Below are 14,338 nucleotides of genomic sequence, written 5' to 3'. Positions count from 1 at the left end.
GAGCAGTTTCCTGTCTATGCGCGTCGTGTTGAGAGGACACCTGTGGTGGCAGCCTTGCGAGACAGTGGCGGGCCGGATATCGCCATTAATGGGCAGAAGCGGGTCACTGTGATAGGCGCGGGCATTGCCGGGCTGGTGACGACCTATGAACTGGAGCGCCTCGGACACCGTGTCGAGACGCTCGAAGCGAGCCGTAAGGTCGGTGGCCGAATCGACACACACCGGTTTGCCGTCGATGGTCGAGTCGGGCCTTTTGTTGAACTAGGAGCGATGCGGATTCCCGCAGGGCATAGGCTGACCAGGCACTACATCGCCGAGCTCGGTCTCCAGGATCAGGTTCATCGGTTCGAGACGCTCTTTTCCGATGACGCTGCCTATCTGCCCAGTTCCATGGGCTATGTCCGTGTCGCCGATGCGCACGAAACGTTGGTCAAAGAGTTTGTTGCTGGGCTGCCGAACCGGCGCTACCGCGAAAACACCCTACTCTTTGGTGCTTGGCTGGACGCCACCATCAGAGCTGTCGCGCCCCGCCAGTTCTACGACGGCATGCACAACGAGATCGGTGCGGAACTACTCGACCTCATCGATGACATCGATCTGACGCCGTACCGATGTGGTAGCTCGGGAAACCGGATTGACCTGCATGCATTCTACGCTGACCATCCGTTGATCCGGTCCCTCTGTCCGCCGCATCTGGAGCGCTTCCTGGACGACGTGCTCGACGAGACCGGCTCCAACATCATTCGGCTGCGGTCTGGAATGGACATGTTGCCCCAACGGCTCGCGGCCCAGATCCGTGGACCGATCTCGACGGGTCACGAGGTGGTGGGAATCGAGGTCCAGAACGACACGGTGCTGCTCCATGTTCGGCAGGGTGCGAAGACCGTCACGACGAGCTGTGACTATGTGGTCTGCACCATTCCGTTCACGGTGCTCCGGGGAATGCGGCTGGTCGGATTCGACGACGACAAGCTCGACATCGTCCACCAGACGAAGTACTGGTCAGCCACGAAAGTCGCCCTCCATTGCCGCGAAGCGTTCTGGAAGAAGGACGGAATCAGCGGCGGTGCCTCCTTCACCGGTCGGCATGTACGGCAGACCTACTATCCTCCTGTCGATGGTGATCCGGCACTCGGGGCCGTGCTGCTTGCCAGCTACAGCATCGGGCCTGATGCTGACGCACTCGGTCGGCTGAACGAGGCGGAACGTAACGCGCTGATTATCAGGGAGCTGAGTGAAATGCACCCTGAGCTGCGTGAACCGGGCATGATTCGCAACGTGGCAAGTCGCGCCTGGGGCCGGCACCCGTGGTCACTTGGGGCAGCCACCGTGCGGTGGGGGCAGGAGGCCGCACTCCGCGAAGCGGAGCGACGAGAGGCGGCACGGCCGCAGAGACGACTGTTTTTCGCGGGTGAACACTGTTCGTCAAAGCCCGCCTGGATCGAGGGTGCCATCGAGTCGGCCATTGATGCCGCACACGAAATCGAGTGGCATGAGCTCCGGGCCGACCGTGAGTTCGCCACCACCAGGTCGAGCCGTTTGGGGAAAACGGCATGAGTGTTTTCGATCTGCCGCGGCTGCACTTCCGGGGAGCCGCGACGACACACCTGCCCACCGGCCCACGTAGCGGCCTGGTGGATCTTGCCACGAACACGGCGCTCACCGAGGACGGCAGGGCATTTCCCGTGGCGCGTCCGGCGCACGCCTACCACGACTATCTCGACCAGTTGGGGCCGCGCTTTGACCGCACCGGCAGCCCCTGCGCCGACGGACCCTTCAGCGCGGTCAAGGGCAGGGACTTCGCCGGCAACGGGCACGTTTCGGTGGACGCGCGGATCGTCAGCGTCGAGGTTCGCACGGGCGAGATCAATACTACGGACCCGTTGATCGGGCGGACCGTCGACATGTGGGGGCACTACAACGACTACCTTGGCACGACGGTCAACCGGGCCCGGGTTTTCGATATTGACCCGGCCTCTGAGCGGACCACGACGCTGATGGTGGGGCAGTTTGGCTTCGGGCGCGACGGACGGTCCCATGACGTCGGCTACCTCGCCACCGGATCCGTCCACGGCTTCGTGCCGCCGAGGTGGCACAACGCGGACCACGCGATCGACATCGACGACCACTGGCAGGCCAAGGACCTGCGTCGGTCCGTCGTACACCAGTTTGTTGTGGAAAAGGACGAACTAACCTGGCTCGATGAGGCAACAGCCTTCCCGGCCGTGCGTCTACTCAGAGACACCGACGCAAGCGGCCTGGTGGTGCAGTTCTCGCTCAGCCAGATGGCGGTCCCGACCGCGCCTGACCAGCCGAGCCGGTGGCAGCTGAACGGGACAATAGCCCCCTGGTACCCGCCCGAACTGCGCACCTACCCGGCGGGTCGCCTGCTCGTCCCGGACCACCGAGGTCCGAGCCGCGCCGACGGCCGGCTGCACAACCTGTCAGTCGAACTGACCGATACCCACGCCCTCCTCAATATGATTACGGCGGTGCCCGTCGACGGCAACGGACCGGTTGACCTCGGGGATCTCGAGTTGCGTACCGCCGGCAGTGATCGACTGGTGGCCCGCCTACCCCGGGAGGCGTATCTCGGCCAGGAGTACATCCTGGCCTGTGGCCTGGTGACTGTTCCCATCGAGACTTCCGCCGGGGCCGCGTCCGAGGAGCCACTGAGCCTGGTCACCAGCGGGCCCGGCGGCGCGGTGCGACAGCTGCGCGAGCGGGAGGTCAACGTACAGGTCGACGAGTCGGCCCGCATCCTTGAGCACCCACGAGACGCCGAGGATGCGCACCACGACAGTGAAGTTCCCGTGCGGGCCTTCGTGCGGGGCCGGCCGAGCGCCGTCCACGAGATCGGGGTCCGGCAGTTCTTCAACCCCCGGGCTCTGCCCGGTGCGGCGGCAGCTTGTTCCCCCAAGGCTCGCTGTGCCGACATCGACGTGGTCCGGCTGCGTCCGGGACGGCTGAACCAGCCCGGGAGTTGGTCGAGCGCCTGCGTTCTCGGCACTGACCAGGATGGGTATGGATGGTTCACTATACGGGGTGCGACGGCCGGTACGACCTTGGTGCTGCTCTCCACCGACACCGACGACCTGCCCTGTGAGGTGGATGCTCCCGGCTCCGCGGCGCTGGCCTACGACCATGACGACGTCCTCGACTATTGGCCGGGCGCCGGCTACCTGTCGATACGCGTCCTACCCGACGACTGGCGGTTGGCCGGGCTCGCGCAAAAGGACGTGACGTTCGAGCTGGTCTACCGGGAGGTCTTCGCCTTTTACGAGCACCTGTTCTCCTTCATGAAAGCAGAGGTTTTCAGCCTGGCGGACCAGTGCAAGGTGGAAACGTACGCCAAGTTGATCTGGCAGATGTGCGACCCCCGGAACAAGGCGAAGACCTACTACATGCCGCCGACCCGGGATTTGTCTGAGCCGAAGGCCCGGCTCCTGCTGAAATATCTACGTGCGCAGCAGGTGCCGGATGTGCTCCTCCGCACCGCACCGGCGACGAGTCGCCGTAGCCGCCGGATCGCCACACGTGATCAACTTGTGCGTGTGCTGCGCGAGGCGGCGGCGATCGAATTAGCCGTCATGCTTCAGTACCTCTACGCAGCCTACTCCGTGCCCACCTACGGCGCTGGGCGGGAGTACGTACGGCGAGGTGTGTGGACGCCCGCGCAGCTGCTGCTGGCCTGTGGTGACGGCGGCGAAACTCTTGACGAGGGTGTCCGTAGCATGCTGCTGAACATCGCCCGCGAAGAAATGATCCACTTCCTGTTGGTCAACAACATCCTCGTGGCGATGGGCGAGCCCTTCCACGTGCCGCGGATTGACTTCGCCACCATCAACGGTGAGCTTCCCGTACCGTTGGACTTCTGCCTCGAAGGCATAGGAATCGGTAGTGTCGAGCGCTTCACCTTGATCGAACAGCCCGAAAATCTTGTACCCGATGTGCGACGTGAGGATGGCGCAGCGGCTCCGGAGTGCGGCGACACCTATGCCTCGCTGAGTGACCTTTACTCCGCGATCCGGGAGGGCCTGGAAGACATCCCCGATCTCTTTCTGGTCGACCAGGGTCGGGGTGGTGGGGAACATCACCTTTTCCTACGCGAATCGGTAAACCGCCGCTATCCCGACTACCAGCTTGAGGTCGACAACCTGTCGAGTGCGCTGTTCGCAATCGATATCATCACCGAGCAGGGCGAGGGTGGAGTACTCACCGCAGGAACGGGCGAGGAGTCGCACTACACCTCGTTCCTGCGGATCGGCGAACTTCTCCGTGGTGCGGTGACCCCAGGGGGCGACTCGTGGCACCCGGCCTATCCCGTGCTGCGGAATCCGACGCTTCGGTGTGGAGAACGGGCCATGGAGACGGTCACTGACCCGGATGCCCGAACGGTTATGGCACTGTTCAATCGCGCGTACCACATGGCACTGCAGCTCATGGCGCAACACTTCGGCGAACGTCCGGACGGGAGCCTGCGGCGGTCCGACCTGATGAACGCGGCGATCGACATGATGACAGGCCTGATGCGCCCCCTCGCCGAACTGCTGGTGACGCTCCCGTCGGGACGCCGCGGTAGGACTGCCGGACCGTCGTTCGAACTGGTGGAACACCCCGCACCGGTGTCCCGCCCAGAAGCGGCCCGACGCGGTATCGCCCGGCGTCTCGACGCCCTCGCGGCAGAGTGCCGCACATCTTCCCTGGTGCCGAAGCGGGTGGGCGAGATGAGCGCGTTCTGGGCCGACCACTTCCGGCGGTGATGGTGACCTGGCTTCCCGCGGTGCCTGAGCAGCAACCCGGGCCGACTTTCTGGAGGGAGAACGCATGCCGTCCGCGACCTTGCCGCGATTCACCCTGACCGGCTGGGCCAGGGAGGACATCATCAATCCCTACCCGGTGTACCAGCGCTACCGGGAGGCCGCTGCAGTACACCGGGGCGAAGCGAGCGGCGATGCCCCGGAAACGTTCTACGTGTTCTCCTACGACGAGGTCGCCCAGGTGCTGTCGAGTAATTGCTTCGGTAGGGGGAGGTCCCTCGACGCCGCAGCGGCAGCTGTCCCGGTGCCGACCGACCAGAAGGCCCTCCGAGCAATAGTCGAAAACTGGCTGGTGTTCATGGACCCGCCACGGCACACCGAACTACGCGCGCTACTCAACAGAAGCTTCTCGCCCCGGATCGTCACCGGACTGCGGCCCCGGATCGCGCGGATCGCGCAGGAGCTCCTGACACGACTGGGCCAGCAGGTGGAAACCGACCTCGTCGCGGGCTTCGCCGCGCCGCTACCGATCCTTGTCATCGCCGAGTTGCTCGGGATTCCGGCGGAGCGTCACGGGTGGCTGCGTGCGAACGCGATGGCGCTACAGGAAGCCAGCTCCTCCCGTGCACGCCGGGATGTGGATGGCTACGCACGGGCCGAATCGGCCGCACAGGAGTTCACCGAATACTTTCGGGAGCAGGTGTACCTACGGCGAGGCAGCACCGGTGATGACCTGATGACGATCCTCGCCAACGCGCAGCTACGCGGTGCACCAGTAGGTCTGGAAGCGGTCGTGGGGACCTGTGTTCACCTACTGACCGCCGGACACGAGACCACCACCAACTCGCTGGCGAAGGCGGTGCTTGCCCTTCGGGCACACCCAGCGGTACTCGAGGAGCTGCGGAGCGCTGACGGCCTGACGGCCGACTCGATTGCGGAGTTCCTGCGCTATGACCCGCCCGTGCAGGCCGTGACCCGGTGGACGCACCAGGACACCACCCTCGGCGACTGGGAGGTACCCCGTGGTAGCCGAGTGGTGGCGCTGCTGGGCTCGGCGAATCGGGATCCGGCACGCTTTCCGCTGCCTGATGCCCTGGACGTGCGTCGCACTGCCGACCGGCATCTTGGGTTCGGCCTGGGCATCCACTACTGCCTCGGTGCGACGTTGGCCCGTGCCGAGCTCGAGATCGGGCTCCAGACGTTGCTGGACGGTCTTCCCGCCCTGGACTACTCGGTCCAGTACGTCGACTACGCCGACGACATGGTCTTCCACGGACCGAGCCGGCTGCTACTCGTCAACCCAGGAGAGAGGTTCTGCTCATGACCACCGTGTCTTCCCAGCCCGTGCCGCAGGCGGTCGGCGAACTCTACGACCGTCTCACCCTGAGCGCCATGAGTGACGGGACGTTCAACCCCAACGTACACATCGGATTCTGGGACTCGCCGGAGTCGGGTGCCTCGGTAGACGAGGCGATGGACCGGCTGACCGATGTGTTTATCGAGCGCTTGCGGGTCAGTGCTTCGGATCATGTGCTCGATCTGGGCTGCGGGGTCGGTGGGCCCGCACTGCGACTGGTGGCGCAGACCGGCGCGCGTGTCACCGGCATCAGCATCAGTAAGGAACAGGTGAAGAGCGCTAACCGGCTCTCGGCCGAGGCGGGAGTCGCCGACCGCGCCGTGTTCCAGCATGGGGACGCGATGCGACTGCCATTCCCGGACCAGTCGTTCGATGCCGTGATGGCGCTCGAGTCGATGTGCCACATGCCGGATCGCCAGCAGGTGCTCAGCGAGGTGTGCAGGGTACTTGTCCCGGGTGGCCGGCTCGTCCTGACCGATGTGTTCGAGCGCTTCCCGCGTAAGGCGGTTCGGCATCAGGGAATTGACAAGTTTTGCAACGACCTCATGTCGACCACGGCAGACATCGACGACTACGTCGCCCTGCTGCACCGTTCCGGTCTGCGGATGCGTGAGCTCCTCGACGTTACCGAAAAGACCACGCTGCGCCTGGCGGACGAGCTGGCCAAGTTGTCCGTACTCCGGGAACGCCCCGCTGCTCTGAACGAAGGAAACTTCGAATTTTCCGGCGATGCTTTCAAACCGTCCGACCTGGAAGGCGTTGACGACTTCGGCTGCCTCCTGGCAACGGCGGAACGCCCGTAGCGCAATTCGGTGCCGGGGGGCGGTGTCCAATGCCTCCCGGCACCTGAAGGGCTATCCGATTTTGGCGCGAGGAAAGCGGGACAACATGTCTAACTCCGGAGAGTGGACCGACGTGCTGATCGTGGGCGGAGGACCGGTCGGAATGGCGTTGGCTCTGGATCTGAGATACCGCGGAATCGACTGCATGGTGGTCGAATCGGGTGACGGCGAAGTCCGGCATCCCAAGGTGAGTACGATCGGTCCCCGTTCGATGGAGCTGTTTCGCCGTTGGGGCCTCGCAGCCACCATCCGTGGTGCGGGCTGGCCAGCCGATCATCCGCTGGATATCGCCTGGGTCACCAGGGTCGGCGGACACGAGGTGCACCGCTACAGCCGGGGCACGACGGCGAGCCGTGGACCTTTCGCGCACACCCCAGAGCCGGACCAGATTTGTCCGGCGCACTGGCTGAACCCGCTGCTGCAACGCGCCGTCGGAGTGCACCCCACCGGTCCGCTGCGACTCAAGACGACCGTGGAGGGCGTACGCCAGGCGGCCGACCACGTCGAGGCGACCCTCATCGCGGGGGAGTCCGGAAGGACCAGCACTGTCCGTGCACAGTTCCTGGTTGCCTGTGATGGTGCTGCCTCTCCCATCCGGCAGGCGTGCGGTATCGGCGCTCCGCCTCGTCACCGGACCCAAATCTTTCGGAATATTCTCTTCCGAGCCCCTGAGCTCAAACGGCAACTCGGCGATCGGGTCGCCCTCGTCTACTTCCTCATGCTGTCATCCACGTTGCGCTTCCCCATGCGCTCGCTGAACGGCAGTGACCTCTACAACCTGGTTGTTGGTGTGGACGCCGCGGCCCAGGTTGATGGCACGTCGTTGATTACTGATGCCATCGCCTTCGAGACCCCGGTGCAGCTGCTCAGCGACAGTGAGTGGCATCTCACCCATCGCGTGGCCGACAGCTACCGAGCGGAGCGGGTATTCCTCGCCGGCGACGCCGCCCACACGCTCTCACCCTCCGGTGGATTCGGCCTCAACACCGGTTTTGGTGATGTCGCCGACCTGGGCTGGAAGCTTGCCGCCGCACTGAACGGCTGGGCCGGGCGCCGCCTGCTGGACACGTACGAGACCGAGCGCAGGCCGATCGCGCTGGAGAGCCTGCAGGAGGCGAATCTCAACCTGCAACGCACCATGCATCGGCAGGTTCCGCCCGAGCTCCACGCCGATGATCCCATCGGCGAGTCGGCTCGCGCAGAAATGGCCAGCAAACTGGTGCGTGGCGGAGCGCACAGTGAGTTCGACGCGCCAGAGATTCACTTCGGGCTGTCCTACCAGTCCGCGGCCATTATCGCTGATCCCCTGGTTGCGCCACGTCCTGGCAAGCCGGACCCCCACTGGCGTCCGGGCAGTGACCCCGGTTCTCGCGCCGCACACGCCTGGTGGGACGCCACCACATCCACGCTCGACCTTTTTGGTCATGACTTCGTTCTGATGTCCTTTGCCGAGAGCACGAGATTGTTCGCCCTGGAACGTGCTTTCGCCGAACGGCACGTACCACTGACCGTACGGCGCGGAACCGACCCGGAGATCGCCAAGCTCTACGAGCGTCCCTTCGTGCTGGTCCGCCCAGATGGCCATGTCGCATGGCGGGGCGACGACCTGCCAACCGATCTCGTGACCTTCGTCGACACGGTTCGGGGTGAGTCCTGAGCTTCCCAGCCTCACTTCCGGACGCAGCTCTGACCGGGGAGGTCGAAACACACATGGAGGCAGTGGTATGAAAGGAATAGTCCTGGCCGGTGGGTTCGGGACCCGGCTGCATCCGATCACTCTGGGTGTGTCGAAGCATCTTCTGCCAGTCTATGACAAGCCATTGATCTACTACCCGCTATCCGTTCTCATGCTCGCTGGCATCACAGACATAAAGATCGTCTCGTCGCCAGACGATCTTCCTCTTTTTCAGCGGCTGTTGCGGGATGGTTCCCAGTTTGGGCTGTCGCTGAGCTACGCAGAACAGGACAAGCCTCGGGGTCTGGCCGATGCCTTTCGCATCGGCGCCGACCACATTGGTGCCGACTCCGTTGCCCTTGTGTTAGGTGACAACATCTTCCACGGCCCAGGCTTCAGTGACCTGTTGCAGCGCACCGTGGTGGACATGGACGGCTGCGTGTTGTTCGGCTACCCCGTACGCGACCCGGAGCGCTACGGAGTGGGTGAGGTGGACGCGCACGGACGGCTCGTCAACCTTGTGGAAAAGCCGTCTCGACCCCGTTCCAACCTGGCTATCACGGGGCTCTACCTCTATGACAACGAGGTGGTCGAGATCGCCCGCGATCTCCAGCCCTCCGACCGCGGTGAGCTGGAGATCACAGATGTCAACCGCGTGTACCTCGAGCGCGGAAAGGCCGAGCTGATCTCACTGGGGCGCGGCTTCGTCTGGCTGGACACCGGAACTCACGACGCGCTGACCGAGGCGAGCCAGTATATGCAGATCATGGAGCACCGCCAAGGCGTTCGGGTTGCCTGTCTGGAGGAGATCGCCTGGCGCATGGGATTTATCGATCAAGATGACTGTCATCGTCTTGGTCGCCAACTCGCGAAGTCACCCTATGGACAGTACGTGATGGAGGTGACCGCAGCCGCCCGGTGTCGGACCGCCGGTGCCACCCCGTAACTGCCCCGATCGCGTGCCGCCGAGACTGGTGATACCCATGCCGCTGATTCCAGGTAGTTGCCGTCACCTGAGCGCCTTCATGTGGAACGAAGTGGGATCCGGTGACGGCCGGTCCCCGAATCTGCGGAACAGTGGCCTTGCTGTCGATAGTTCCGGACCGAATGCCCTCGCCAGCCGGTTTGTCGCAGTAGCTGGGAGACGACAGTGAGGATTCTGGTCACCGGCGGCGCCGGCCATATCGGCGCACACTACGTCCAATCCCTTCTCGCTGGCGTACCCATGGCCTGTACGTCTCAACCACCCGATGCGCTAACAACTACGGGCCCTACCAGCGCCCCGAAAGACTCATTCCGCGATTCATCACCAACCTGCTCGAGGGTCTGCCGGTGCCCGGGTACGGCACCGGGGCGAACGTGCGGGATCCGTATCGAAACCAGGAGTCACTGAAATGACAACCCGGGTTTGGGACTACCTACCGGAATACACAAAGGAAAAGGACGACATCCTCGACGCGGTGCACACAGTGTTCGCCTCGGGGCAGTTGGTGCTCGGTGCGAGCGTCCGCGGTTTCGAGCAGGAGTTCGCCGCCTACCACTCGCTGCCGTACGCCACCGGGGTCGACAACGGTACCAACGCGGTGAAGTTGGGCCTGGAGGCGCTCGGCGTCGGACCCGGTGACGAGGTCATCACGGTCTCCAACACGGCGGCTCCCACCGTGGTCGCTATCGTGGGGGCCGGAGCGACACCGGTCTTCGTTGACGTCCGCGAGGACGACTTCCTCATGGACACAGACCAGGTCGCCGCCGCCATCACGCCCCGGACTCGCGCGATTCTGCCGGTGCACCTCTACGGTCAGTGCGTTGACATGGCGCCACTCACCCGGCTCGCCGAGGAGCACGGCCTGAGAGTCCTGGAGGACTGCGCGCAGTCGCACGGTGCACGTCACCACGGACGTCTCGCGGGCACCATGGGCGATGCGGCCGCATTCTCGTTCTATCCCACCAAGGTTCTTGGCGCCTACGGCGATGGTGGAGCGGTGATCACCGCGGATGAGTCGGTCGACCGTCATCTCCGGCAGCTGCGGTACTACGGCATGGACAAGGTCTACTACGTTGTCCGTACGCCGGGGCACAACTCGCGTCTCGACGAGGTGCAGGCCGAGATTCTGCGGCGCAAGCTTGGCCGGTTGGACGAGTATGTCGCCGGGCGCAATGCGGTCGCCCGGCGGTGGGAGCAACTGCTCGGCGACCTCTCCGGCCCCGGTGGACTGCGGCTGCCGGCCACCAACCCGGGCAACACCCACGTTCACTACGTCTACGTGGTCCGGCATCCGCAACGAGATGCGATCATCCAGGCGCTGCAGGCGTATGACATCTCGCTCAACATCAGCTACCCGTGGCCGGTGCACACCATGGACGGCTTCGCGCACCTTGGCTACGCCGAGGGCGCGCTGCCGGTGACCGAGCGGCTGGCGAAGGAGATCTTCTCACTGCCCATGTACCCGTCCCTGCCGGAGTCGGAGCAGGAGCGGGTGGCCGTGGCCCTGCGCGAGGTGTTGGCCGGACTGTGAGCCCGCACCAGAATCCCGGAACCAAGGACCGGCAGCGACAACCGTTCCCGGAAGGAGATCTCCTGATGCCGGAGGACAATTCCACGAACAGTGGGCATCGGCACGATGACGTTCCCGGAGTGACGGTGCGCCGACTCGCCATCGACGGCGCCGTCGAATTCACACCCTCCGTCTACCGGGACGAGCGAGGGTTGTTCGCGTCGCCCTATCAGGAGGCGGCCTTCACCGCGACGTTCGGGTGGCCGCTGTTCCCGGTACGCGATCTCAGCCACAACGTGTCGGCTCGTGGCGTGCTGCGTGGCATCCACTACACCTCGACGCCACCTGGGCGAGCGAAGTACGTCTACTGCCCGTACGGGAAGGTGCAGGACTTTCTCATTGATCTGAGGGTCGGTTCACCCACCTTCGGCCGTTGGGACAGCACCGAACTCGGCGGCGATACCTGCCGAGCGATCTACGTTCCGGTGGGAGTCGGCCACGCCTTCCTGTCATTGGCCGATGACTCCATGATCGTCTACGCCATGTCCAAGGGCTACGTGGCGGAGGACGAACTGGCCATCTCGTCGCTAGACCCGGCACTGGGCCTGCCGCTGCCCGCCGGGATGAGTCCGGTGCAGTCCGACCGGGACCGGGCCGCCCCCACGCTCGCCGAAGCGCTGGAGCGCGGCCTGCTCAGCGACTACGGAATGTGCCGCGACGTGGAGGCAAAGCTGTGGCAGTAGAACGTCCCCTCATCGTGCTGCTCGGTGCGACCGGCTTCGTCGGTTCCGCTGTGCTACGCGAGCTCGCCGTACGTGATGTTCGGGTGCGGGCGGTCTCGCGCGGCGCGGCGTCGATCCCCGCAGGTGTCCGCGCCGAGATCGAGGTGCACACCGTCGACCTCACGGAGCCCGGCCGGCTGGCCCAAGCCGTGGCCGGAGCGGACGCCGTCATCCACACCATCGCCTACATCGCCGGCTCGACGACATGGCGTATCAGCGAAGGTAACTCGGCTGCGGAGCGCGTCAATGTCGGGCTGGTCCGTGACCTCGTCGCGGTGCTGCGTGACGGCGACCGGAACCGCCCACCCCTGCCCGTGGTCTTCGCGGGCGCCGTCTCGCAGGTCGGGCCCATCGACAAGGAAGTGCTGGACGGCAGCGAGCCCGACCGGCCCCAGGGCGAGTACGATCGGCAGAAGCTCGCCGCTGAACAGGTGCTGCTGAACGCACACGCCGAAGGGACCCTGCAGGCGGTGTCGATTCGGCTGCCCACAGTGTTCGGATACAGCCCACATTCCACCGCCCGGGACAAAGGCGTGGTGTCCACCATGGTGCGACGGGCCGTGGCCGGCGAATCGATCACCATGTGGCACGACGGCACCGTGCGCCGAGACCTACTCTACGTCGAGGACGCGGCACGGGCGCTCGTCGCAGCGGTTGATCACGTCGATGCCCTGGCCGGGCGGCCGTGGCTACTCGGGTCCGGGCGCGGGCTGCCCCTGGGTGAGGTATTCACCGCAGTGGCGGATCTGGTCGCTGAGCGCACCGGTAGGCCGCCCGTGCCGGTCGTCTCGGTTCCCCCACCCCCACACGCGGAACCAGGCGACTTTCACCACATCACGATCGATGCGACCCCGTTCCGGGCCGTCAGCGGCTGGCGCCCGCAGATGTCGTTGACCGAGGCCCTGCGTCACACGGTCAACTTCTGCGTCAGTGGTGTCGAGGCGGAGCTGTCATGACCCGGCGATACACCGTTCGCCCACGGCCGGCCCGGCAGCCCGTCCGGCAACCTCGTATCCAGGCCATTCGGTGACCGCGCCGACGGTGTTGCGCCGCCGTACCGACGACACTCTGGCTCAACGGCTTGCCCGCTCGGCGGCCCAGCGGGCCGAGGGCTCCGGGCTGCGTACGACCGAGGTTGCCGGATGGCTCGCGGAGCGGGCGCGGGCTCATCACTTCCGCGTCGAGCGGATCGCGCTGAATGACCTGGATGGTTGGTTCTTCGCGGCGGACACCGGTAATCTGCACCACCACACCGGCCGGTTCTTCTCGGTTGAGGGACTCGATGTCAGGCATAGCAACGGAGCAATCAGGCGGTGGCAGCAGCCGATAATTCGGCAGCCCGAGGTGGGAATCCTCGGAATCCTGGCCAAGGAGATCGACGGTGTGCTGCACTTCCTCCTTCAGGCGAAGATGGAACCCGGTAACCGCAATCTTCTACAGTTGTCACCGACGGTGCAGGCCACCCACAGTAACTACACCGGCGCACACCGGGGAGCGCCGGTGAAGTACCTGGAATACTTCACCGACCCCCGGCGTGGAAGTGTTCTGACCGATGTCCTCCAGTCGGAGCACGGCTCCTGGTTCTATCGGAAGTCCAACCGCAACATCGTGCTGGAAGCGTTGGGCGAGGTGCGGGTGGACGACGACTTCTGCTGGCTGACCCTCGGGCAGATCGGTGAGTTGCTGCGTCACGACAATGTCATCAACATGGATGCCCGGACAGTTCTGGCCAGTTGCCCGGTGACGCCAACCGAGCCGGGTGCCCTGTACACCGACACGGAGTTGCGGTCCTGGTTCACCGCCGAACGGTCCCGACACACCCTGGCCGTCGAGCGGGTTCCGCTCGCCGGTATCGAAGAGTGGAAGCGTGGTGACCTTACGCTCGGTCGAGACGACGGCCGATACTTCCGCCTGGTCGCCGTGGCGGTCGAGGCGGGCAACCGTGAGGTTGCCCGCTGGTCGCAGCCGCTGTTCGAGCCGACGGGTACCGGTGTGAGCGCCTTTCTGTTTCGCCATTTCGCAGGAGTGCCGCACCTGTTGGTGCAGGCAAAGGTGGAGGCTGGGCTGCTGGCTACCGTCGAGCTGGCACCGACGGTGCAGTGCACGCCGGCCAACTGGGCGCACCTGCCGGAGCCGATGCGCCCGCACCTCCTCGGGGTCGTCCGCGAGGCAGGCCCCGAACGGGTCCGCTACGCGGCAGTGCACTCCGAGGAGGGCGGCAGGTTTCTCAACGCCGAGAACAGCTATCTGTTCGTTGAGGCCGACGAAGCGCAGGCGCCGGTCGAACCGCCCGCTGGCTTTCGCTGGGCGACCCCGGGGCAGCTCAACAATCTCGCCCAGCACGGCCACTACCTCAACGTCCAGGCCCGCACCTTGCTCGCCTGCCTCAACGCCGGCACTGTGTGTCTGGATCCTCCCAGGTGAGGG

General features: G+C 65.0%; 10 protein-coding genes and 1 pseudogene. All 11 read left to right on the top strand.

Going from position 1 to position 14,338, the window contains the following annotated elements:
- Positions 1–42 precede the first annotated feature (42 nt).
- The 11 genes and pseudogenes from SALPAC6_RS0107410 to SALPAC6_RS0107365 all read left to right on the top strand — a co-directional run bounded on the left by SALPAC6_RS0107410 (position 43) and on the right by SALPAC6_RS0107365 (position 14,335).
- Entirely contained in the window at positions 43–1,557 is a 1,515-nt protein-coding gene (locus tag SALPAC6_RS0107410) for a flavin monoamine oxidase family protein (protein ID WP_026189400.1), read from the top strand.
- Positions 1,554–4,763 (top strand): ferritin-like domain-containing protein, encoded by a 3,210-nt coding sequence (locus SALPAC6_RS0107405; protein ID WP_018252791.1) that lies wholly within the window; start codon positions 1,554–1,556, stop codon positions 4,761–4,763. The genes SALPAC6_RS0107410 and SALPAC6_RS0107405 overlap by 4 nt, the downstream gene beginning before the upstream one ends.
- Before the next feature lie 64 nt (positions 4,764–4,827).
- Positions 4,828–6,084 (top strand): cytochrome P450, encoded by a 1,257-nt coding sequence (locus tag SALPAC6_RS0107400; RefSeq protein ID WP_018252790.1) that lies wholly within the window; start codon positions 4,828–4,830, stop codon positions 6,082–6,084.
- Entirely contained in the window at positions 6,081–6,920 is an 840-nt protein-coding gene (locus SALPAC6_RS0107395; RefSeq protein WP_018252789.1) for an SAM-dependent methyltransferase, read from the top strand. The genes SALPAC6_RS0107400 and SALPAC6_RS0107395 overlap by 4 nt, the downstream gene beginning before the upstream one ends.
- Positions 6,921–7,005: 85 nt before the next feature.
- Positions 7,006–8,616, top strand: coding sequence for an FAD-dependent monooxygenase (locus SALPAC6_RS0107390; RefSeq protein ID WP_018252788.1), 1,611 nt, complete (start codon positions 7,006–7,008; stop codon positions 8,614–8,616).
- A gap of 67 nt (positions 8,617–8,683) precedes the next feature.
- Entirely contained in the window at positions 8,684–9,580 is an 897-nt protein-coding gene (gene rfbA, locus SALPAC6_RS0107385; protein ID WP_018252787.1) for a glucose-1-phosphate thymidylyltransferase RfbA, read from the top strand.
- Between the two features lie 263 nt (positions 9,581–9,843).
- A pseudogene (locus tag SALPAC6_RS27400) lies at positions 9,844–10,002 on the top strand (NAD-dependent epimerase/dehydratase family protein); the annotation flags it as partial.
- A gap of 26 nt (positions 10,003–10,028) precedes the next feature.
- The gene (locus SALPAC6_RS0107380; protein ID WP_018252786.1) at positions 10,029–11,150 is read left to right on the top strand and encodes a DegT/DnrJ/EryC1/StrS family aminotransferase; all 1,122 of its coding nucleotides are present in this window, start codon (positions 10,029–10,031) and stop codon (positions 11,148–11,150) included.
- Positions 11,151–11,215: 65 nt separating this feature from the next.
- Entirely contained in the window at positions 11,216–11,872 is a 657-nt protein-coding gene (locus SALPAC6_RS0107375) for a dTDP-4-dehydrorhamnose 3,5-epimerase family protein (protein ID WP_018252785.1), read from the top strand.
- A complete protein-coding gene (locus tag SALPAC6_RS0107370; RefSeq protein WP_026189398.1) occupies positions 11,863–12,867 on the top strand; it encodes an NAD-dependent epimerase/dehydratase family protein in 1,005 nt (334 codons plus the stop codon). Before SALPAC6_RS0107375 ends, SALPAC6_RS0107370 begins: the two co-directional genes overlap by 10 nt.
- Before the next feature lie 70 nt (positions 12,868–12,937).
- Entirely contained in the window at positions 12,938–14,335 is a 1,398-nt protein-coding gene (locus SALPAC6_RS0107365; protein WP_026189397.1) for an NDP-hexose 2,3-dehydratase family protein, read from the top strand.
- Positions 14,336–14,338: the final 3 nt, after the last annotated feature.

Origin of the sequence: Salinispora mooreana (assembly GCF_000379065.1) — a bacterium.
Classification (GTDB): domain Bacteria; phylum Actinomycetota; class Actinomycetes; order Mycobacteriales; family Micromonosporaceae; genus Micromonospora; species Micromonospora mooreana.
Note: the sequence above shows the minus strand (reverse complement) of the source record. Positions and strands in the feature narration are given on the sequence as shown.